General features: G+C 51.9%; 19 protein-coding genes and 3 pseudogenes. 9 read left to right on the top strand and 13 right to left on the bottom strand.

Features of this window, described 5'->3' with window-relative positions; genetic code table 11:
• Positions 1-34: 34 nt before the first annotated feature.
• The 5 genes from OAN307_RS24695 to OAN307_RS24675 form a co-directional block, all read right to left on the bottom strand.
• Positions 35-1,048 (bottom strand): ABC transporter ATP-binding protein, encoded by a 1,014-nt coding sequence (locus OAN307_RS24695; RefSeq protein ID WP_015493481.1) that lies wholly within the window; start codon positions 1,046-1,048, stop codon positions 35-37.
• Entirely contained in the window at positions 1,045-2,028 is a 984-nt protein-coding gene (locus tag OAN307_RS24690; RefSeq protein WP_015493480.1) for an ABC transporter ATP-binding protein, read from the bottom strand. Before OAN307_RS24690 ends, OAN307_RS24695 begins: the two co-directional genes overlap by 4 nt.
• Entirely contained in the window at positions 2,025-2,906 is an 882-nt protein-coding gene (locus OAN307_RS24685) for an ABC transporter permease (protein ID WP_015493479.1), read from the bottom strand. The genes OAN307_RS24690 and OAN307_RS24685 overlap by 4 nt, the downstream gene beginning before the upstream one ends.
• Positions 2,903-3,877 (bottom strand): ABC transporter permease, encoded by a 975-nt coding sequence (locus OAN307_RS24680; protein WP_015493478.1) that lies wholly within the window; start codon positions 3,875-3,877, stop codon positions 2,903-2,905. The genes OAN307_RS24685 and OAN307_RS24680 overlap by 4 nt, the downstream gene beginning before the upstream one ends.
• Positions 3,878-3,949: 72 nt before the next feature.
• Positions 3,950-5,536 carry an ABC transporter substrate-binding protein gene (locus OAN307_RS24675; RefSeq protein WP_044045250.1) on the bottom strand — a complete coding sequence of 529 codons (1,587 nt, stop codon included), beginning with the start codon at positions 5,534-5,536 and terminating at the stop codon, positions 3,950-3,952.
• 161 nt (positions 5,537-5,697) lie between these two features.
• Here OAN307_RS24675 and OAN307_RS25630 point away from each other — a divergent pair, with 161 nt between their 5' ends.
• From OAN307_RS25630 to OAN307_RS30580, 7 genes and pseudogenes are all read left to right on the top strand, one after another.
• A complete protein-coding gene (locus OAN307_RS25630) occupies positions 5,698-6,288 on the top strand; it encodes a MarR family winged helix-turn-helix transcriptional regulator (RefSeq protein WP_015493476.1) in 591 nt (196 codons plus the stop codon).
• Positions 6,285-7,001, top strand: a complete 717-nt coding sequence (locus OAN307_RS24665) for a creatininase family protein (RefSeq protein WP_015493475.1) — start codon at positions 6,285-6,287, stop codon at positions 6,999-7,001. The genes OAN307_RS25630 and OAN307_RS24665 overlap by 4 nt, the downstream gene beginning before the upstream one ends.
• Positions 6,994-8,013, top strand: a complete 1,020-nt coding sequence (locus OAN307_RS24660) for a ketopantoate reductase family protein (RefSeq protein ID WP_015493474.1) — start codon at positions 6,994-6,996, stop codon at positions 8,011-8,013. The genes OAN307_RS24665 and OAN307_RS24660 overlap by 8 nt, the downstream gene beginning before the upstream one ends.
• Positions 8,010-8,753, top strand: coding sequence for an SDR family NAD(P)-dependent oxidoreductase (locus tag OAN307_RS24655; protein WP_015493473.1), 744 nt, complete (start codon positions 8,010-8,012; stop codon positions 8,751-8,753). Before OAN307_RS24660 ends, OAN307_RS24655 begins: the two co-directional genes overlap by 4 nt.
• An 11-nt stretch (positions 8,754-8,764) precedes the next feature.
• Positions 8,765-10,177 carry a dipeptidase gene (locus OAN307_RS24650; RefSeq protein WP_015493472.1) on the top strand — a complete coding sequence of 471 codons (1,413 nt, stop codon included), beginning with the start codon at positions 8,765-8,767 and terminating at the stop codon, positions 10,175-10,177.
• Positions 10,174-10,584: pseudogene (locus tag OAN307_RS31585) on the top strand (EamA family transporter); the annotation flags it as partial. The gene OAN307_RS24650 and the pseudogene OAN307_RS31585, both read left to right, overlap by 4 nt.
• A gap of 33 nt (positions 10,585-10,617) precedes the next feature.
• Positions 10,618-11,043, top strand: a complete 426-nt coding sequence (locus tag OAN307_RS30580; RefSeq protein WP_245541077.1) for a DMT family transporter — start codon at positions 10,618-10,620, stop codon at positions 11,041-11,043.
• Between the two features lie 99 nt (positions 11,044-11,142).
• On the opposite strand, the gene OAN307_RS24640 is transcribed toward OAN307_RS30580, so the two are convergent.
• The 5 genes and pseudogenes from OAN307_RS24640 to OAN307_RS27385 form a co-directional block, all read right to left on the bottom strand.
• Positions 11,143-11,883, bottom strand: a complete 741-nt coding sequence (locus OAN307_RS24640; RefSeq protein ID WP_015493470.1) for a transporter substrate-binding domain-containing protein — start codon at positions 11,881-11,883, stop codon at positions 11,143-11,145.
• Positions 11,884-12,168: 285 nt separating this feature from the next.
• A complete protein-coding gene (locus OAN307_RS24635) occupies positions 12,169-13,818 on the bottom strand; it encodes an acetolactate synthase large subunit (RefSeq protein ID WP_015493469.1) in 1,650 nt (549 codons plus the stop codon).
• Between the two features lie 360 nt (positions 13,819-14,178).
• On the bottom strand, positions 14,179-14,652 hold the full coding sequence (locus OAN307_RS24630; protein WP_015493468.1) for a bacterioferritin: 474 nt from the start codon (positions 14,650-14,652) through the stop codon (positions 14,179-14,181).
• A gap of 48 nt (positions 14,653-14,700) precedes the next feature.
• Complete coding sequence (locus tag OAN307_RS24625) at positions 14,701-15,036, bottom strand: sll1863 family stress response protein (RefSeq protein WP_015493467.1); 336 nt, start codon at positions 15,034-15,036, stop codon at positions 14,701-14,703.
• A 331-nt stretch (positions 15,037-15,367) separates the two neighbouring features.
• Positions 15,368-15,565 (bottom strand): annotated as a pseudogene (locus tag OAN307_RS27385) (transposase); the annotation flags it as partial.
• Positions 15,566-15,934: 369 nt separating this feature from the next.
• Here OAN307_RS27385 and OAN307_RS27380 point away from each other — a divergent pair.
• Both OAN307_RS27380 and OAN307_RS24620 read left to right on the top strand, forming a co-directional pair.
• A pseudogene (locus OAN307_RS27380) lies at positions 15,935-16,054 on the top strand (transposase); the annotation flags it as partial.
• A 638-nt stretch (positions 16,055-16,692) separates the two neighbouring features.
• Positions 16,693-17,604 (top strand): LysR family transcriptional regulator, encoded by a 912-nt coding sequence (locus tag OAN307_RS24620; RefSeq protein WP_044045245.1) that lies wholly within the window; start codon positions 16,693-16,695, stop codon positions 17,602-17,604.
• A gap of 468 nt (positions 17,605-18,072) precedes the next feature.
• On the opposite strand, the gene repC is transcribed toward OAN307_RS24620, so the two are convergent.
• The 3 genes from repC to repA form a co-directional block, all read right to left on the bottom strand.
• Positions 18,073-19,419, bottom strand: a complete 1,347-nt coding sequence (repC, locus tag OAN307_RS24615) for a plasmid replication protein RepC (RefSeq protein WP_015493464.1) — start codon at positions 19,417-19,419, stop codon at positions 18,073-18,075.
• 206 nt (positions 19,420-19,625) lie between these two features.
• The gene (gene repB / locus OAN307_RS24610; protein ID WP_051068142.1) at positions 19,626-20,597 is read right to left on the bottom strand and encodes a plasmid partitioning protein RepB; all 972 of its coding nucleotides are present in this window, start codon (positions 20,595-20,597) and stop codon (positions 19,626-19,628) included.
• On the bottom strand, positions 20,597-21,781 hold the full coding sequence (repA, locus tag OAN307_RS24605; RefSeq protein ID WP_051068141.1) for a plasmid partitioning protein RepA: 1,185 nt from the start codon (positions 21,779-21,781) through the stop codon (positions 20,597-20,599). Before repA ends, repB begins: the two co-directional genes overlap by 1 nt.
• Positions 21,782-21,902: the final 121 nt, after the last annotated feature.

The raw sequence follows: 21,902 nt of genomic DNA, 5'->3' as shown, positions 1-21,902 counted from the left end.
AGAGTCACAGTTCAAGTATCGCGCACACAAGCGCTTAATCATTCGCCCTAATGTCAAGCTGAGCTTCAAAATGGTGACAAGCCACGGCTCGCATGTCCAACACCGGCCGTATGATCGGCTGACTCTCAAGACAAGCCTCACTCGCTAGGGGGCAACGTGGGTGGTAATAACACCCTGAAGGCGGGGAGAGTGGAGAAGGCACTTCGCCTTCGATAGTGTCAAAATGGACCAATTCATCCGCATCCAGCACCAGCTTGGGCACGCTGTTAAACAAAGCTGCTGTGTATGGGTGCGCAGGCATGCCAAAGACTTCAGCAACAGGCCCCAGTTCCACAATTCTGCCCAGATACATGACCGCCACGCGGTCACTTATATGTTGTACAACGCTGAGATCATGGCTGATAAAGACAGTGGTCAGTTCAAGGTCTTTGGTCAGTTTTAAAAACAGGTTTATAATCTGGGCTTGGATCGACACGTCAAGCGAAGCGACGGGCTCATCACAGATTAGCACGTCAGGCTGCATAGCAAGCGCGCGGGCAATTGCGATCCGTTGCCGCTGGCCGCCTGAGAACTGATGCGGGTAGCGATCACCCCATACAGGATCCAATCCGACACGCTCAAACCATTCTCCAACGTATCTTCGAGCTTCTGACTTTGTGGTTAGTCCATGGGCTATAGGGCCTTCAGCCACTGTCTCGCCCACTTTCATGCGCGGATCAAGGCTTGCGAATGGGTCTTGGAAAACAGTCTGCACACGGGTCGTTACCTTGGTGCCACGCTCCATCAGTGGTTTCCCATCTAAAGTCACAGTGCCAGAGGTTGGAGGCAGAATTCCTGCAAACATTCGACCGAGCGTGGATTTACCACAACCAGATTCGCCGACCAAACCTAAGGTCTCCCCCCTACGGATCGACAAAGTGACGTCTGATACTGCGCGGACTGAACGGGTCTCAACTTTCGCACCCAGCTTGGTAGCAATCTTTTCGCCCGTGCTCAGGTTTGGACCAAACAGTCGGCTCACATTATTTACGACTATACACTCGCTCATGTCAGCACCTCTGCATTTTGCCCAATCGGGTGAAAACAGCGCCAACCACGGCTGTCTTTAAGGGTAATGTTGGGTTCGGTGCCACATCTACCGGTGGCGTGATTGCAGCGCGGCTCGAAAGGGCAGCCAGGAGGCAGAGACAGCAGCGACGGTGTGGCTCCGGGAATTTGGGTGAGCGGGGTGCCGGGTTTCGCCGTCGCAGGAAGCGAGGCGATCAGACCGGCGGTATATGGATGACGCGGATCACGGAGTAAGTTGGCCGTTGGACCCTGTTCTACTATGCGGCCCGCATACATCACTGCCAGTTTGCTGGCGAGGCTAGATACCACAGCCAGATCATGACTAATCCATATCATTGCAGTGCCCGTTTCACGTGCAAGGTCGCGCATCTGGAACAGGATTTGCGCCTGAATGGAGACATCCAGAGCTGTTGTCGGCTCATCGGCGACAATAACTGTCGGTCGGTGCAATAACGCAATCGCAATTGCCACGCGTTGCCGCATACCGCCTGAAAATTCGTGTGGGTAAGACCGCAACCTTACAGAGGCAGACGGGATGCCGACTTGTGTTAGCAATTCCGCAGCCCGTGCATTAGCCGCGCGCGCACTCAACCGCTCGTGTGCGTCAATCGCCATGCGCATCTGCTGGCCGATAGTCAGCATCGGATTCAGCGTTGCAATTGGGTCCTGAAATATCATAGAAATCTCTCGACCTCGACGAGTACGCAGCTCTTTTTCAGACAACGTAGTCAGCTCGGTTCCGTTAAGCTTGACCGAGCCTTCAACGATCCGTCCCGGCGCATCGACCAGTCCCAGCAACGAAAAGCCAGTAACAGTTTTGCCAGATCCGCTCTCGCCAACCAGCCCCATAATTTCCCCGCGGGCCAAATCAAAGGACACGCCATCCACCGCTTTGACCACACCATTGCGAGTGAAGAAATGAGTGCTCAGATTTGTAACGCTTAAAACGGGATTAGTCATTTTCGTAGCCTTGGATTGAATTGATCGCGCACCTGATCGCCCACGATGTTGATGGCCACAATTAGAACAATTAGGGCGACGCCAGGATATACGGAAATCCAGTACCGCCCACTCATCATATAGGGGAAACCATTTGAAATCAGCATGCCTAGCGATGGTTCTGTGACTGGGAGGCCTAGGCCTAGAAAGCTAAGCGTCGCCTCAAGTGAAATTGCGTTGGCTATTTGCACGGTTGCCACCACAATTAGAGGCGGAGTGCAGTTTGGCAACAGGTGCCGCCAAACAACCAATCGACCACTCAGTGGGGTGGCAAGCGCTGCTTCGATGTAATCCTTGCCGCGCTCAGCCTTAGCAGCACCATATGCAGTTCTGGCGAAATAGGCATATTGTGCGGCAACTAGTGCGCTAATTAGCTGTATCTTTCCCTGCCCCAAAAGAGCCACTATCACCAACGCCAGGAGAATTGCAGGAAAGGACAATTGTAGGTCGATCAACCGCATGATTAGCGATTCAACGCGCCCGCCGACATAAGCTGCTGTTATGCCAAGCGCAGTACCAAGGGTCAGTGAGATGAAGCCCGCTGCTAGCCCGATCATGATGGAAATGCGCAGACCGTAAAATATTGCTGACAGCAGATCTCTGCCCTGCGGGTCAGTGCCAAGAATATGCGTATATCCACCAGAGCCAACAAAACCAGGTGGCCTACGACTATCCATCAACGACAAATTTGCCAAATCATACGGGTTCTGTGGTGAAACAAACCCCGCAAATACTGCCAACAGGATCAAAGCGACTAAGAAGAACATTGCAAGCATTGCGACCTTGTTCTCGCGATATTCAACCCAAAAACGGCGCAGTGGTGTGCTATTATCTTTCATTGCACGGCTCCCGCCCGGACGCGAGGATCAATCAGGGCAAAGACCAAATCAATAACAAAATTGATAGTGACAAAGAGAAAAGCCACAAGGATCAGGTAGGCAACCATTACTGGGCGGTCGAGTACGGCAATGCTATCGATAATCAGTTTTCCCACGCCGGGCCAAGAGAAAATAGTTTCGGTTACCACCGCGAATGCAAGAGTTGAGCCGAGCTCAAGTCCGAAGACTGTGATTATCGGAATAGAAATTAATTTTAGCAAATGACGGCGCAGAATCGTACCTTCTGATAGTCCCGCAGCACGGGCGAATTTAATTGTGTCAGTAAGCATAATCTCGCGCGTACCTGCACGGGCTAGGCGGATCATCATCGCCAGCTTGAACAGCGCAAGGTTCAACGCGGGAAGGACGATATGCGACAAACCGTTCAGCGTGGGAAAGGACCAAGCAACACCCCAAATTTCGAGAGTGTCGCCACGCCCACCAGCTGGCAACCAACCTAATTTGACGGCAAAGAATAGTATCAGTATTAGCCCTACCCAAAAGGACGGTACAGAAAACCCTAGCACAGAAACTGCCATGATAGTTTTGGATATCCAGCTGTCAGGGCGGTAGCCTGCGTAGATGCCAAGGCTTACGCCAAGAACCGTGGCTGAGATTACCGAAATCAGAACGAGCTCCAACGTCGCGGGCATCCGTCCTCCGATTAATTCCAGCACAGGTACATTGTAAATGAAAGACCTGCCCAGATCACCCTGTAATAAGTTGCCCATAAAAATAAAGTACTGCTTATACAGCGGCAGATCGAGACCAAGACGACGGATCACTTCTTCGCGGATTTCCTGAGTGGCTTCCGGTGGGATCACTATGTCGATGGGATTGCCAATCGCATAGACGCCGCAAAATACTATCACGGACATCACGGCCATGACGCCAACGGCTTGTAAGAAACGCTGTATAATAAAGCCGAGCATCAGCTATCCCTTTGGGCAAAATTAAAACCGGGCGGCAAAGACGCCGCCCGGAAGTTTGGAAGGTCACATTGCTTAAGGCGCGGGCCTAATAAAGAAAGCCAGCGTGTCTTCGTCGAGGCGTGGATTAAACTCGAACATGCCAGCCTTCGCCCCCCAAACTGTCTGAAGTTGCACCACAGAGATATAAGCCTTGTCCGCCATCACCTTCTCCATCGCTTCTTCATAGGTTGCGCGGCGCTCTGCCTCGTCCATCATCGTCGCTCCAGTTTGCAGCAACATATCCACATCGTCGTTTTCGTATTCAATGCGGTTATATGCACCAAGGTTCACCTCTGGATCGTTAGAGTGCGCTAAACCACCGAGTGTGTAAGAGGCCTCACCAGTTAGCGTGCCCCAACCATTCAAGAACATCGAGTACTCCAGCCGAGCTTGTGCAGGGAAGTAGACAGTCTTAGAGATCGCGTTCACGTTGGTTTTTATTCCCACTTGTGTCAGCATCTGGCCCAGACCTTGGCAAATTGCGCCATCCCCAGGCAATCGGTCCGCCGTGCAATATAAATCCACTTCAAACCCATCTGGATATCCGGCATCCGCAAGCAATTCCCTTGCTTTAGTAGGGCTGTACTCCGGCATCGGGATGTTCTCACTTGAACCAAAGAAACCCGCTGGCATCATTTGATTTGCTGGCCTGCCTAAACCTTCCAGAACGATATCCACCATCGTCTGACGATCTATGGCATGATCTACAGCCTGACGCACCCTAAGATCACGAAAAGGGTTTTCAGCCAGGTCTGATCCGTCGATGGCGCGCACTAGAGGTGTGTCTTCGCGCTGATCCAATTGCAGGTTCATGATATAGACACTGTCACCCTTGACCGCATCAATGTTGGCGTCACGCTCAAGGGCGAGGTAATCCACTGATGAGACATAGTTGATCAGGTCGACTTGGCCCGCCTTCAACGCCGCCAGACGCGAACTGTCGTTAGGGATTTCTCTACGGATCACGGTTTCCCAAGCGCCTTCGCCGCGCCAGTAATCCGAATTTCTGTCTAACACCAGATCACCTTTTGGTTCCCAGCTGGTGTATTTGTAGGGGCCGGTACCGATAGTGGCCACGCCCGAGTTGAAGCCTTCAGCAGATGTCTCAAGTGTGGAATAATCTGCCGCCGCGTCGGACGAGACGATAAATAATCGGATGAAATCATTAGGCAGTGTTGCCGCTTGACCGTCCGTGTTGATGTGCAGTGTATAAGGGTCAATGATGTCAACACTCTCAACTCTGCGCACATAGATTGCCGTGGTGGTCGGACCGGTCACAACCGGTATACGCTCAATCGAAAACTTCACGTCCTCGGCATCAAAATCGGATCCGTCGTGGAACTTCACGCCTTCGCGCAGCTTAAATTCCCACGTATCTTCATCTACCGATGTCCAGCTAACCGCCAAACCTGGTTCAATCTGCAGGTCGTCACCGGACCAGACCAAGGTATCAAAGATATGCTTGGCCGCTTCTGCGTGAGAGCCAAGCGCGGAGAAATGAGGATCCATCGACTCGGGGCCGCCGCGGACCCCTATTGTTAGCGTCTGTGCAGTTGCTACACCCGCTGTTACTACACCTAGTCCGAACACCAATGGTGCAAGGAATTTCTGGTATCTCATAATTTTCCCTTTCAGATAGTAGAAGTAGGCAACATGCCTACTACGGTTGAACTTGTAAATTTCTTGTTCCATTTGGAACTTGCATTCACAACATGTAGCGAGATAAAGTTCCAGTCAAGTTCAATTTGGAACTCACTATCTAATATAAGGACGAAGCGCTTATGTCAGGTTCGCAGCCAAACTTTGATGAAGAATTGGGCAAACCCGAGATAGGGGGTGAAGCTGAAATCAGTCCAGGAATGCTGGATGCAAAATTATGGGGTAACCCCTGCCCTTTCACATTTCGAATTAACTATTTGGCGCTGCTGTATAATACCCCGCTCTATAATTGGGTGCAGGACACCTACGGACTGAAGCGGCCCGAGTATGTTGTTATTTATTCCCTAGCCTTAGCCGAAGGCGGTAGCGCGAGCGACATTTCGAGGACCTCCGGCTTTCCAAAGAATACGCTCAGCCGTGCAGTAAAACGGCTTGAGCTTATGGGCATGATCGAGGCGCGTGTGCAGACACCAGGTGGGGGACGTAAACAGGCGTTGCAACTTTCCCAAAAGGGCTTGTCACTCTTCAATGTGACCCGTCCCGTATTCGAGGCTCAAGAGCAGCGCATGCTTAAAGCATTATCTGACGGGGAACGCCAAATGCTGTCCGAACTCATGACAAAAGTAGTCTTAGGAGCAGAAAACTGGGCAGGCGAGCTGCCACAGGAGGCTTTAGCAGCTACCTCCCTTAAAAACGAAGGACAACCTCAATGAGAATTGCCGATTTGAACTGGCGTGACGTAGAGGAGGCTGCCGCCCTTGATCCACGCTGTATTTTGCCAATCGGATCAACCGAGCAACACGCACAGCTATCACTTTGCGTGGATATGATCTTGGCTGACAAGGTATCTAATGATGCAGCCGGGCCACTAAATATTCCCGTCTTTCCAGTAATGCCATACGGATTAGCCCCCTATTTCAACGCATACCCCGGCACAATCTGTTTACGAGTAGAAACACTAATGGCTGTGATGCGCGACGTTATAGCATCGGTTCGCCGCGCAGGGTTCCGTCAAATTCTGATCGTAAACGGGCATGGCGGCAACAACCCTGTAGCGGCCTTGGCACAAGAACTTATGGGTGATTACGCAGATACTTCTATCAAGTTTCACAACTGGTGGAATGCACCTAAAACTTGGGCGAAAATTCAGGAAACCGACAGCAGCGGATCGCATGCCAATTGGATGGAAAATTTTCCCTGGACTCGACTAGCTCATGCACCCGCTCCGACCGGCGAAAAGCCGAGCATCGACATGGCGTTGATGCGAGCCGCTACACCCACCCAGGTGCGTGAAATTTTGGAAGACGGATCATTCGGCGGCCTTTGGCAGCGGCCTGATGCAGAAATGCAGGCTATTTGGGAAACCGGAGTGGCAGAGACGCGCGCCGCATTAGAAGGACCTTGGGGGAGCACACGCAATGGATGAGCCAATTCTGATTTGGGGTGCTGGTGCCATTGGAGGTATCCTTGGCGCATATTGGGCACGGGCTGGCGTCCCAGTTTTGATGGTTGATATTGTTCCGGAACACGTGGCTGCTTGTAATACTCGGGGCCTTTCCATCGAGGGGCCCGTCGAGGAGTTTACTCAAATTGTATCGTGCGTTACCACTGACCAACTAAAGGGTACTTATGGTCGCATAGTACTAGCCGTAAAAGCCCAAGCAACTGAAGCCGCGCTCAAGCAGTTGATGCCACACTTAGCGCAGAACGGCTTTATCTTATCTGCGCAAAACGGGTTGAACGAGCATGTGATAGCGAAGCATGCTGGCCCCGAGCGTACCATCGGGGCCTTCGTAAACTATGGTGCTGACTGGGTTGGCCCTGGTCGCATACTCTTTGGCAATCGCGGAGCCGTGGTGCTAGGCGAAATTGACGGCAGTGAGCGTCAACGTACCAAAGACATGTTCGCGCTTTTGCAGATATTCGAACCAGATGCAGTGCTGACCCAAGATATCTGGGCTTATCTTTGGGGAAAGATGGGATACGGCGCAATGCTGTTTGCCACCGCATTGACCCATGACAGCATGACCATTAATTTTGCTGACCCCTCACGCGGCCCAGTATTGATAGGTCTTGCACGCGAAGTTATGCGCACCGCCGTAGCTGAAGGAGTCGAACCAAAACCTTTCAACGGATTCGAGCCTGCGGCTTTTATGCCCGGCGCAACAGATGCCGCAGCCCTACAGAGCCTTGCAGATTTGGCTGAATTTAACTCCAAAACCGCCAAAACTCACACGGGCATCTACCGCGATCTGGCAGTGCGCAAACGTAAAACTGAAGTCGACCCACAGGTTGGAAACGTGGCCGAAATTGCCGCAAAACACGGCATCGACACTCCGCTTTTATGCCGGTTAGTTGAATTAATACACGACATTGAAGAGGGTCGACGCGACATATCGATCAACACCTTCTATGAACTAACCAAGGTGCAGGCATGACGGTCCGCACTGCACTTGTGACAGGTTTTGTCGGCGGTATCGGGGCCGCAATCGCGACACGACTTTCAGCGAGCGGAGCAAAAGTCATAGTGAGCGATCTGGCCGGTGATGCGCTTCAGGATGCTGCTGACAAATTAGGGTTGCCCGCCATTGCCTGTGATCTGACCAATTCAGCTTCGGTGAAGGCTGCCGTACAGCAGATTACCATTGACCATGCCGCACCAGATATTGTGGTCAACGCCGCTGGAGGTGTCCTTGGCCAAGTAGGCACCCCACTAGAAGATGTAGATTCGCAAGCGTGGCACAGCATCTTTGCTGTCAACGTAGATGCGACGCTTTATTTAACCCAAGCCCTTGTACCAAAAATGAAAGCGGCGGGTTGGGGCAGGATTGTGACTATAAGCTCTGGCGCGGGTCTTCGACCTAGCCTGACAGGAATTCATGCCTATACGGCAGCAAAACACGCACTGGTCGGTCTAACTAAACAGCTCAGCCTTGAGCTGGGTCAACATGGCATAACCGTCAATTCCATCGCTCCTGGTTTCATCCTGTCTAATCCCGCGACATGCCGACAATGGGACGCTTTCAGCCCAGACGAACAGGCACAACTGGTCAGTCGCATTCACACCCGCAGATTAGGGTCACCCGAAGACATTGCCTCCGCTGCCGCATTTTTGACGTCGCAGGAGGCTGGATGGATCACGGGTCAAATCCTGAGCGTTGATGGCGGTATAACCTGAAAAGAGATCCCATGACCGATGCAGTCCTTGCCCATGCACTTAATAGAAAACCGCAGTTAATCGAAGTCTTAAAAACGCTTGTTGCCTGCCCTTCCATCGGGGCCGATCCAGCGATGTCAAAAGGTATGGAAGATGCCCGACAACTGATCGAAGCACACATTGATGCAATGGGTTTTAAGCGCTTAAAACGTCTAACACCGAGCGATGGGAGCGGGCAGCCTGCTATTTATGCTGAACGGATGGATGCGCCTGGCAAGCCAACGATACTTATCTACGCGCATTATGATGTGCAGCCGCCAGACCCGTTGAACAAATGGGACACACCGCCATTCGAGCCTGCTGAGCGGGACGGCAGGCTTTATGGCCGTGGAATCTCGGACGATAAAGGCCCGATGATGATCGCACTAGATACGCTTGCTGCCTTTGTCGCCGTCGAGGGGCTGCTGCCAATTAACGTTAAGTTGCTGATAGAGGGCGAGGAGGAAACAGGCTCCCCGTCCCTGCCAGGCATATTGGAAACACATAGTGACCTACTTGGGGCTGATGCGGTGTTATCAGCGGACGGTGCACGCTGGCGGCCTGACCTGGTGGCACTGAATATTGGATCACGCGGCAACGCAGGCTTTGAGATGCGCGTACAGACCGCAGGGCAAGACCTGCATTCGGGGCGTTATGGCGGCATTGTAGCGAACCCGTTGCATGTCCTTTCAACCCTCGTCGCAAGCTTGCACGATGCACAAGGTCACATCACAGCACCCGGATTTTATGATGGCGTGGTGGAGCCGACACATGACGAAAGCACTGAGATCGCCGCGATACCTTATGACGAGGAGAGCTCTTTTGCCGCCATCGGCGCACAGCCATGTGGTGAGGCAGGATTCTCCACCCTTGAGCGGCTTTGGATGCGGCCCACCTTGGACGTTAACGGCATGTGGGGGGGGTATACCGGTGCCGGTTCTAAAACGGTAATTCCAAACGAGGCCTTTGCCAAACTTACGATGCGCCTTGTCCCAGGCCAAGATCCACAACGTGCAAAGAAGGCCGTGATTGAACACCTTAAGGCGCAACTTCCCGCTGGGAGTACTATGGAAATCTACGGCGACAGGGGCCAAGGCGGGGCCTATGCTGTGCCGCCAGATCATCCACTGTTGAAGGCCGCCCTGGCAGCCCTTGAACACACGACAGGGCAATCACCTCTTAAGGTCCGCATTGGCGCCTCTCTACCACTAACCGAGATCGTATCGCGTGTGTTAGGGTTAGATACGGTGATGTTCTCATTTGCACTGTCAGATGAAAACTTCCACGCGCCAAATGAGTTTTTTCGCCTATCCTCGATTGCCGATGGCCTTGCAGCGTGGGTTCAAATTCTCCGCCAGCTTGCTGAAATAACACCCTCAGAATTTACTCCCTATCGCCGCACGTGACAAGCAATGTCGCCATCAACAATAGTTATGGCGCGGCCCTTCTCGTAGCCGCCGCGGGCCTTTTCACCATAGACGTGACTGTTTTGAGGTTTCTCTCACCTGACGTACCATTTTCGCAGATCATCTTTTTTCGCTCTGTTTGCCAGCTTGTTATCGTCACCCTTTGGATTGGATGCACACGCCCTTCGTTATTCCACTCAACGTTCTGGTTAAAGCTGGTGGTCCGAGGGATAACAAGTCTGGTCTGTTGGTGGCTCTATTACGCAAGTTTTCTGACATTAGACCTCGCGCTCGCTTCCACACTAACTTTTACTACGTCCCTTTTCGTTGTTACGATGGCACCATTTGTGATGGGTGAGAGGATTGGTATGGTACGGTGCCTCACCACCGTCCTCGGGTTCGTCGGAGTTATCATAGCCAGCAACGTGAACAGCCTGAACATGGAAAAAGGCATGCTATTTGGACTCGGTTCAGCCTTTATGGCGGCAATTTTAATCTTTCAAAATCGATTACTTGCACGCACTGAACATACCGCGACAATCATGTTCTGGATCGGGCTGGTGGCCAGCGCGGGTACCATGCCCATGGCCTTGGCAGGTTGGACAAACCTTACTTTAACTGATGCGTTATTACTTTTGACTGCAGGAACCTTTGCAACAATAGGAATGCTCCTTACGGTCGAAGCCTACAGATTTGGCGAAGTGTCTGCGCTTGCTGCATTTCCCTACGCGCGAATTCTCTTTGCACTAACAATCGGATATTTCCTTTTTGCAGAAGTTGCCTCAATGCGGGAGTTATCTGGTGCGGCCATAATTATAGCATGCGGCCTACTAGCAAATAGATCTCGTCGTTCAATAGGTTCATAAAATCGGAAATTTAAAGGCGCGAGATAGATGCAAGAATCAGAGCATTTCTGAGCCACATCTCCTTTTTAAAGCCAAAGCGGTTTGTGTGCCGCACTGACTTCAAACAAAGGATGCGACCGTAAGTCCTTTGACGTCATGTTTGGCTATGCATTCAGCAACGAAACCAGAAGATTTGAGGTCTTCGACCACAACCGCTAGCCACGCCGCCGCCGCCACGTTTTTTCGGGGCGTCCCAACTGCCTGCTGCACAGTGCTGAACTGACCCTCTAAGATACGGGCCCCTGGTAAGCGCTCCACATCTGCGATGAGACGCGGGCGCAAACCGGCGAGCGCATCGATTTTGTGCTCCACAAATGCATCAAAGGAGCTCTCGATACTGTCAGTCCGTAAAAGCGTGGCATGTTTGAGATTATTATCAAGCCACAGGCCATATGCCGCGCGTCCTGTCGTTACTATGCGAATACCAGGCCGGTCAACATCAGCTATTGACTTGATTTGCGATCCATCAGGCACCAAAAAAGTTGATACGATCTCACAGTAAGCGCTGCTGAATGTAATCGTCTGGGCACGCTGAGGCTCCGCCCCTATATTCCCAATACTCCATTCGCCGCTTTCCGCAGCATCAGCCAACGAGCCAGGATCAGGGTATCTAACATATTCGACAGCCACGCCTAACTGCCGTGCAATTTCTGTAGCCATATCGGGCGAGACACCTACTGGATCCCCGTTTGCAGCAGTATCCGTCACAAGCAGAAAATTACTCAGGTTTATACCTGCGAGTAACCTCCCAGTTGGAGCAAGTTCGGCGACGACAGCCGGATCAGCATCAGTTTTCCTCATTAGTATTACCTACATCTTAAGCACAATTGCACATAAATTTTCTAGCGTTGTCTAGCGCAGAGGGACTTCGAAAGGTAGGTCGAAAGATCCAGGTCCGTCTCACCGTCCTCATCCGCTATACTGCTCTTGGCATACCTATCACTGAGCCAGTAGGCTAAGTCCGCCTGTGGTAAGGGGAAGCTCGACCAGCAAGTGGTTGTGCAACAAAGCCATCTGAAATAGCAGCCTGTCATGCTGGTTTGTATCAATGTTCCTGCTGCGCATCTTCTATAAAACATTCAATTTTCAAAGGCAGGCAGTAAGCCGGCCCAGCCGTTTGGTTAGCTTCATATTTTCCGAATAATCGACGGGGATAACAACAAGAGCGGGCCCCTTATGATCAAGTGCTGAGCGTAGCGTGGATTGCAAGCTCGCCGCTTGGTCGCAGACATCCACTTTCCAGCCAAAACTCTGCCCCAACTGCATCCAGTCGGGGTTAGAGAAGCTGAGATCGGTATGGGTCCCAAACTCCTGCTCCTGCTTCCATGCGATCAGCCCATAGGAATGGTCTTCCCAGACCAGCATGGTGATGTCCGATTTCAGCCGTGATGCCGTTTCCATCTCCTGTACATTCATCAGGAAATCGCCGTCACCCGCGAGGCCAAGCACCTTTCTGCTCGGGCAGCTCATTGAGGCGCTAATCGCACCAGGCAGCGGCATCCCCATAGAACAGAAGCCGTTCGAGATAATACATGTCCCTGGTTCATGCGACTGATATTGTCGGGCTACCCACATTTTGTGAGCACCGACACCGCAAAGAAGAATGTCCGAAGGCCCGAGGCAGGCGCGCACATCCGCGATCGCTTTTTGCGGCTTGATCAGCCCGGTATCAGATTGATTACGATGTTCTTCAAACTCCTCAAGCATCTTCTGACGCAGGGCTTTTTGGTCACCAAGATCAAATTCTGTGTCACCCATTGCCGCCTTTTCTTTCAATGCGGTAATGGACGCGGCCAAATCGCCGACAACCTCCACCGCAGGGATATAACGGCCATCAACCTCGGCAGGAATAAAATCTAGATGAACGATTTTCTTGTCGCCTGATGGGTTCCATTTGTGGGGCGGGTATTCGACCATGTCATAACCCATTGTGATGATCAGGTCTGCGCCATCAACAACCGACATCGGAAAATCGCGCTGACCCAAACCGATAGTGAAAAGACAGTGTGGGTCCTCCAGATCAAGCGCGCCCTTCGCCATGAAGGTCATCAACACGCCGATGCCCGTCGTCTCACAAAATGACCGCAAGGCGGCGCTAGCCCGTGTTCTGATTGTCCCGTTGCCCGCGATGATCAATGGGCACTTTGCCGCTTCGATCAGCGCCCACGCCTTATCTACGGCTTCACCATTCGGGGATGGTCGCCGGACAGCAATGCGGGCCAGCGGCACGGCGTCAGTTTCCATCGCTGCGATATCCTCGGCCAATTCAATATGCACTGCACCGGGTTTTTCCGCCTCGGCCAGCTTGACCGCCTTGCGCACAATCTCTGGGATCGCATCGGGCGTCAGAATCGCCTGCGACCACTTGGTGACCGATCGGAACATCCCAACGGCATCCATCATCTGATGGCTTTCTTTATGCTGCCGCGTCGTGGCCCCCTGCCCGGTAATGACCAAGAGCGGCGCACGGTCCATATTGCCGTCAGCGACGCCTGTCATCAGGTTAGTGGCACCGGGCCCAAGTGTACCAAGGCAAACGCCAACTGTACCTGTTAGGCGCCCATGGACGGCAGCCATGAATGCGGCGCCCTGCTCGTGGCGGGTAATAACAAACTGAATCGAAGAGTGCTGCAATGACAGCATCAGATCAGCGTTTTCTTCGCCCGGAACGCCAAAGATGCGTTTGATGCCTTCGTTTTCAAGGCATTTTACAAAAAGGTCAGTTGCTTTGATCATTGGCCCTCACTTTTGGCTATTTGCTATTTTATGCATCAGCTAGTGGTTTCCACCGCCAATAGGTCTGTAAATTAATAATTATGCAGGTAGCCTGAGCAACCTGGGCCATTTTGTTCCAAACACCCGATTTCGGCCCTAGAAGGTTGTGCTGATGCCACCGACGAACAACTGCTGAGCAAAAGCGTCTTCGTGGATGACGTTATTAATTCAGCAGCACTGTGAAGAGAATCTTTTGTGGCGGTCAGAACGCTCCATACTAACGGCTTGCTTAATAGATGGGCCAGGACAGGAGTTTAGCTGGAGGTTAGACCTAGTGTTCATCGGTCGGGTTTCGCGCAACGTTGCAATGCCTGTATTTGGTCAAGCTGCCTGTTGGTCCTCCATCTGGGCAAGCATGTATGTAGGCTCGCCCATCTTCTCGAGCAAACTCATCTGGCGGGTCAGCCAATCAATATGACTTTCTTCTTCGATTGCTATGTCCTCAAAAAGACGTCTTGTGCCGATATCATTATCTTTGGCAGCATCTTGGGCAGCCTGCGTGTAGAACAGCACAGCACCGCGTTCCTCACCAAGATCTCCGCGAAACAGCGCATCGAGACCTGGTGCTTGGATCGGCGCTTTGGCGGCTTTGACTCTAGGCAATCCCTCAAGATAAAGGATCCGATCGATAAATCGACCGGCATGGTCAAGCTCCTCGCTCATTTCTTCGCGCATTTTTTCAGCCAGTCGATCAAGCCCCCAGTCGTCCAGAACATGGGTGTGCAGCAGATACTGCTGGATCGCAGTCAGTTCCATCGACAATGCGGTTTGAAGATTCTCAGTACTCTTGGTCATATAATCAGTCCTTCTTCATTAAATCGGCTCGGATCAGCAGATCAACGATCAGCCAAAACGCCTGATAGGCTTTCCAACTGCATGGCCAAGGTCACGCCCAGCTGAGCTCAACCCATCCATGGTATCAGGCAACGTGCCTTTTTGCGCCTTGCGAGCTTCATTGTATTGCTTCTCAGTTTTTGAAAACTTCGCCTTCAGCTCATTAACCTCACGCACATAAGCAGGTTTTGCCTCATCGTCAGCGCCCGCGGCCTTAGCTTCAAGCTTTACAACTTGAACCTTCCATTCGGCGAGTTGACTTTCAAACAGCTCAAATTGAGTTTCTGACGTATTCAATTTTCGATCTCCCTCGTAATATCGGGCTGAGCGCCAAAGCGCGCCCATCGGCGTCTCCTACTCATAGGGATTTCTAAAAATAACACGCTGAGAGACTCCTGCACTGATGTCGATCATGACTCAAAAGTTCTGGTTCGCATTTTACAGTTAAAGCCGCATTGCTTGCAGCAAGCCATCGATGCGATCTATTGAAGGGTAAACCCGACCCACAGCACCACAACCAGGTTAGCGGCGATTATCGGGCCCAAAGCCCTGATCTGGATCAGCGTATGGACTTCAGGTGTGATTTACTGTCTTATAGTCTGATTCAAAAACTTTTCGAACGATTTCAGTTTCTTACGAGATGTGGTGTGACGCGTCTAATGTGTGCGATGAAGATCTAAGCCTCTGCGCTTGCGTTAGATTCTTCCCAATCTTTTAATAGGCGGCGACATCGGTTCAGCCAGGCGAACTTGCGTTCAGCGACCCACCGGCGCGGCAGCACTTCAAAGCCCTCTGTGGTATCCGAGCGCTTGATAATCTGGACTCTCCACCGGCCGAGTACTTTCAGTGCGTCCCGCAGTTTGGGCCCTGCATATGCTGACCTGAGGCTTGTTGCCGAAGGCGCTCTGTCCAGCGCGCATGGCCATGTCCATCAGGCGGCCTACGGTGTATTAGTGCTTCGCCATAGCGATTTCGGTGTCATTGACCATGATTGGGAACGACAGGATCAGATTTTCCAGATACTGAATTTGGGTCTTTCAGATGAAGGCTCGATTTTGGCTGCTTGCGTTCATTGCGGTGCTTACGAAGACGCTGCCATCGGCGCTGACGGCTTTTGCGCTGCTAGTGTTACTTCCCAGAGTTCCGAGGTCAGTTGCTGTTGTGCTGCAGCCCACCCATGAGGCGGCACGCCCTTGGAAGCTTGCGTTGAATGCGTAGTCTACGATAACCTGCCATCGGCGCTGAGCTACGCAAGCGCTACTGGAGTAGGCGGTTTTGGGCACGTGAATATTTCTCAACAACCTCTGGAAATGTAACCGACGACGTCATTACACAGTATCTGGAATTACATTCCTCTAAATAATGCTATCGGCGTCAGCCGGTAGCCCTTCATTTAGCCGAAAACTGCTTTTTTGATTTGCTGAAACCATTCCCTTTTACACTCTAACTGGGTTACCTTATGGTACCAAGTCTTCGTGTGCGCCCGCGTGCGACGCAATATTTGTCCTCTCAAGTGAGTTTTCCCTCACCATCTTTGGGTGTTTGCCCATGACTGGAAGCCACCCCTAAATCTGGTTCTATTTGAACGTTGCGTGCTGTGGATTTTGCCATATCAAAAAACCACCCTGTTGCCTTGTTTAGACATACGATTGTCCTGTCGATTGGCATACTGGTTGCAGTCAGCATAATCGGTTTGTTTTAAGCAGCCACTCGGCCCGCCTCATCACTGGCCCTAATTGGCAGTGATCTGCTGAATGACCGACTGTATTCCCTTGGCCACAGTATACGCCACACCAATGGGCATGATAATTCCGTAAGTGGCGATAAGCAGATATGTCTGCATTTCCAAAAAAATCCCATGTGCTTTTTCTTAGGCTTTGTCTCTCTAACAATGACCGTTAGTTGAACGCCTATGAACGCCACTTGTGCGTGCCAAAAGTGATGAAGGTCGTGTAACAAGTGCCAGAATGTGAGCGGTAACAAATGCAACAAGGATATCCGATGGACTGGGACAAGTTACGAATCTTTCACGCGGTTGCAGACGCAGGGTCACTGACGGCGGCGGGCGACACACTACATTTGTCGCAATCGGCGGTATCGCGCCAAATTCGCGCGCTCGAAGAATCACTGTCGACGATATTGTTTCACCGTCACGCCCGTGGTCTGATCCTGACCGAACAGGGCGAATTGCTGTTTGATGCAACCAAATCCATGTCGCGCCGCCTTGATGCTGCCAGCGCACGGATCAAAGATTCTGCCGAGGAAGTCTTTGGTGAGCTGAAAGTCACCACCACCACAGGCTTTGGCACTCTCTGGCTCGCGCCACGTCTGCCTGCGCTTTATGAAAAATATCCCGACCTGAACATCGACCTGATGCTGGAAGAACGCGTGCTGGACCTGCCGATGCGCGAAGCTGACGTGGCCATCCGCATGAAAGAACCTTCACAGGCCGATCTGATACGCAAAAAACTGATGACCGTTCGCATGCGGCTTTATGCAACCCAGACATACCTCGACAAGATCGGTGGATTTGATGAAATGGAAGATATCGGCCGTCATCGGCTCATTTGTCAAAGCCCCAGCGCGTTCCAGGTCGCGGCGGGAGCAACCCTCGTCGGGCATCTGCTTAGCTATGACAAACCCAACCTTTTGTATGTAAACAACTACTTCGGCGTACTTCAGGCGGTGTTGTCTAACCTTGGAATTGGCGTTCTGCCCGATTATGTCACCGAAGACTTCCCTACACTTGTGCGCGTTCTGCCCGAGATTGAAAGCGGCGAAGTCCCTGTTTACCTCGCCTTTCCTGAGGAGCTGCGCCAGTCCAAACGCATCACGGCTTTCCGCGATTTTGTTCAGGATGAAATTATCGCCCACCGCCGAAGTATTCGCGATGGCGCCAAAGTGGTCGTGTAGGTACATCCGATGACATAGCTTTGGTCGTGACCCATGTGCCACCCGCATAGCGGGGATGCGTCAAATTCTTCCGTTATTGATTGCTCGACTCACCGCTGCCTCATAATTAGGCGGCATAAGGTGGCATTGCCGCTTTATAACTCCCTGTTGGACTTTGCCGGGCCTTGTGCCCGGCGTTTTTTTGTCTAACGCCCCCGCGTCTTTGCCGCATCCCCCTTATAAACGACATTAAAGCAAGCAAAGGTCGTTGAGGCGGACTTTCCAAAAACGTGCCATAACGACACGGGGTTATTGGCATTTAACGATTGATACCTTCAAGATGAGATGACAGCCCACACAAAACCCAAATATTACCATCGCCATCTGGCCCATCCACCAAGAAATTGTTCACGACATGCCTCAAATTTTTAGCTCAACCTTGGATCTTGACGGTAAATACCTGCGTTTCAGTCTGGCCAATAGGCCCGTTCATGCGGCCTGCCCGTTCAAACGCCCATAGAAACTGCGCTCAAGATGCAGCTCCCCTGCCCCGGCCTTTTCGACCATGCCGCGTAGGTATCCACCTGGTGAATTGATTTCGCCTGCGCAATGTTTGTCAAATACCAAAACAAGAGCTGCTGTCGCAACCTGTGTTCCAAGCCGGGCTTGCGCAAGGTTCCACGCATGGTCCGAAACGCCAATCATCGGTCTGAGTTGACCCACAATCCGATGAAGATCGCTCCAGTCCTTCAGGTATCCACCCAAATTGCGCGCCCAAGAGGCAAATTCAGGACAAGCCTGCATGACAGTTGGTAAATCTAAAGCTGCCCCACGCTTTTTGCGTGCTTCAGTTACCCAGTCTTCCAATCCCACATCCACACGCTCTTCGGGTGGAGCATTTAGCACCACACTTTCAACGTTCTCTACTTCTGAGGACTTACACACTACAGGATTAAGTTGATTTGTATTTAGTATATGAGGTTCAGTAGTGGCCCCCTTGGGGTCCATATTCTTAGTATTATTAACAACTGAACTTTCAATTAGAGGCAGGTTTTCCACAGCCTCAAAAGTTTCAGTTGCCTTGAAAAAGGATACCTCGACGCGCTCCTGCAGTGCTTTAAACCAAGCCAAGAGTCGCTCTAACGTCTCAGAGGCTTCTTTACGGCGTGGTAGCCGCCCCAGTAGGTCTTCGAACACAGTTGTCAGTTGCGCCCAAGGACCGCTCAGCGTGCCGTTGAGAGCTGCCTCGATGCGAGCACGGATCATACGGCGCGCCACTGTGATCTGGCGCTTCAGGCGTAAGCAGAGTTCACGTTCGGCCTGTAGTTCGACGTGGAGATGCCCGAACTCATCCACACGAGCCGACATAGGCGACAGATCAAAGCCATAAGCCTCAACAATTACACCATCCGCGTCCCTATGGCCCCAGCGTTTGCCATTGGGGCTGTCTTTGAAGGCGATGATACCGGCTTCAGCCAAGCGCCGCGCATGACGTTTTAGGGCTGACAGAGAAAACCCAGTCTGCTCCATCAGATACGCGTTGGAGGCCCAAATGATAGGCCGCCTGCCCTCCTCCCAGTCCTGGGCCTTTGTGAAGGCTCCAAGCGTGTCCAGAAGCATCATGTCGCTGGCTTTCAGGCCTATATGCGCCCCCACTCGCTTCACGGCCACGAAGGCCTTAGATTTGGCTATAGAGGCCCGCTCACCAGCTTGAGCGAATTGCTCTCCTGTCGCTAAGCCTGCGGTGGGTTTGCGCCAGCCAGTTGGTCTTTTGCTTTCAATCTGGTGCCTAACAGGACCAGTTACCCCGAAGGGCGGTTGTCTAAAATGTCCCATATGTTTCTAAACGCCGCAGATACCCGTTCGCCCAAAGGCGTTTTTTTGTTGTGCGGCGATTCGGGGACTGCTAAGATTGAAGTGTGAGAACAATCAGCGCTTTGGCGTTGCAGCCCTCGGAACTCCGGTTTCGAGGGTTTCTTTTTGCGTTATCCTCCTTGTTTGCTCTTATCCTCAGTTCTCCAGTTAACAGATGTTAACTGGCATTATCCTCCAGTTTCGTCCTGAAACGACTGGTGGGATTCCTCGATCAGACGGTCGATGTTGTTATCGATCCAGTCTGCAAAACCTTTGGTGGCCCCTGCCCGCTTCACCGTCAGCGAAACCGCCGACTTGGTGGACCTAACAATAGCTCCCTTCACTGGGGTTCTTTCGGATGGCCGCGCCTCTTTAGCACCACGTTTGGTCAAACTGGCGAGTGCCGCTTGCAGTCGGGCATCAGAACCCGCGTTCTTTGGGCACTCTGCTAGCAGCTTGAACACATCACCTTCAGAAATCGCAGCGCTCTCGAAAGCGGCAGCTAAGGCCATCCACTTGGGTCGACCCGCACCGTGCGCAGGTCCAATCGCCACCCCTACTAAATCAGGAATCAGACGCGCCACACGTTCAAGTTGGGACAACGTGTTCTTGCTGATTGTCAGCGCTTGCTGGGCCTGCTCTCGAGTGTAACTCTGATCAAGGATTGCTTGAGCAAAACGCGCACGTTCATAAAAACTCAAGTCTTGTCTGCTGGTGTTTTCCAAGCCCTTCGCAATCAAAGCTTCGCTATCGTCCAATGTTCGGATTAGTGCTTTGACGGGAACGCCCAGCTTCCGGCATGCCAAAATGCGGCGTCGGCCATAAATGACCTCAAACTTGCCGTCCCGATGCTCTGCAGGACGCAATAGAGCTGGAACTTGTTGCCCACTGTTTTTAATACTTTCTGCAAGGTCCTGAACGTCTTCATCAGCAGCGTTAACAGCTGTTAACTCCAACCGATCTTGCGGCCCCCAAGGCATGATCAACGACGTATCAATATCCTGAATGCCACCTAAACCAGCTCTAACCGAACCCACGGTTCCTTTGGGCAGAGTTCGATGTGCACGAGCCGTTACAGAAGGTTTTTCAAACGAGGCTTCGTCTTCAGTCGCAGCGGCGATAGCGGCCAAGATACCAAATTTATTCTTGTCGAGTGCCATTAGATACGCCCCCATGCTTGTTGAACTAAGTCCGCGACGTCCGACCCAACGGCGTCCATGCTCTTGCGCGCGCGATCATAGGTACTGCGTGTCATGTCAGAACGTGCAACCTCGTAGATCGACATTTTCAACATCGACGCGTCGCCAACAGCAGTACTGCGCAGCGCCGTGGATGGAATAATTCGCTCCTGAAATAATGCTCGCATCAAGGACACGATTTGCTGACTTGGAATGTCGCTTGGGTCATCACGGGTAATCAAAAAACTGAAAAAGTCGTGGTCGATGCGGACACCGGTATCTTCAATCACCCCAAGATAGGCGGATGTCATTTCGATAAACTGCTGAGTTGAGGCAAGGTCAAGCATGCTAGGGGTCATTGGCACCAACACGGATGTTGCAGCAAAAAGCCCCGTGAGCGTCAAAAATCCGAGGGCAGGGGGGCTATCGATAATGACAACATCATAATTATCTTCTATTGGCGCAATCGCATTCGACAGACGTTCAAAAAACGCGGCACCTCGGCCAGCATTAACAGCTGTTTCAGTCTCGAACTCACTAAGTATGAGCCGAGCAGGGGCCAAATCAAGGCCTGGAAAATACGTGTCGATGATTACATCTGACAAGGGCAGGGGATCTTCATACCGTAAGGCGTCGTAGATCGTTAGCCCATCAAATTCTAATTCCGTTTGAAGACCACAAAACCCGGTCAAACTACCTTGGGGATCGAGATCCACCGCCAACACACGATAGCCACTCAGGCAAAGATAGTGACACAAATGAATGGTCGCAGTAGATTTTGCGGACCCTCCTTTAAAGTTCATTAACTGGACAACCTGAAGCTTGTCCCCCTTGCGACGACCAGGAACGTATTTTCCCACACTACGCGAACCGACTTCGAGCGCTTGGCGCATTGCCCAAATTTCATCCCCTGAGTACGAGCGTCGGCCGCCTGTGTTCACCACAGGCTCTACTAAGGTTCCCTCGCTATGGCATTTGCGCAGGAATTGTCCCGACACGCCCAACAGCTCAGATGTCTCTGTTGCACTAAATAGTCTCAAAGATTTGCGTTGATCAGGCGCATAAACTTGCGCTAGATGAGTGGCTAAAGCTATCTTGAGCCGTGCCGCCATTTGTTCGGTGACATCGGATTGAGACGCGGCCGAAATCGGTGCTGTCTTAAACATGGTTGCTCTTTTCCCGCTCATTGTTGCTTATTTGCGCAACTTACATCAGTTAAGCAGCGATTCACCTTCTTAAGTCAAGGGAAATATCTACAGGTGGCGAACTTTGACAAATACCCCCCAA

This window comes from Octadecabacter antarcticus 307 (assembly GCF_000155675.2).
Lineage (GTDB): Bacteria > Pseudomonadota > Alphaproteobacteria > Rhodobacterales > Rhodobacteraceae > Octadecabacter > Octadecabacter antarcticus.
This window is presented reverse-complemented; position numbering and strand designations above follow the sequence as displayed.